A 370-nucleotide genomic window follows, 5' to 3' on the forward strand; every position below is an offset into this window, starting at 1 on the left:
AGCGGTGGAGCATGTGGTTTAATTCGATGCAACGCGAAGAACCTTACCTACTCTTGACATCCAGAGAACTTAGCAGAGATGCTTTGGTGCCTTCGGGAACTCTGAGACAGGTGCTGCATGGCTGTCGTCAGCTCGTGTTGTGAAATGTTGGGTTAAGTCCCGCAACGAGCGCAACCCTTATCCTTTGTTGCCAGCGGTTCGGCCGGGAACTCAAAGGAGACTGCCAGTGATAAACTGGAGGAAGGTGGGGATGACGTCAAGTCATCATGGCCCTTACGAGTAGGGCTACACACGTGCTACAATGGCATATACAAAGAGAAGCGACCTCGCGAGAGCAAGCGGACCTCATAAAGTATGTCGTAGTCCGGAT

The 370-nt window shown here is 51.9% G+C and carries 1 rRNA gene; it reads left to right on the forward strand.

Annotated features, from left to right (window positions below):
* A 16S ribosomal RNA gene (locus N6G83_RS54605) occupies window positions 1-370 on the forward strand; the annotation flags it as partial.

The sequence above is a fragment of the Serratia sp. PL7 genome, from assembly GCF_945957435.1.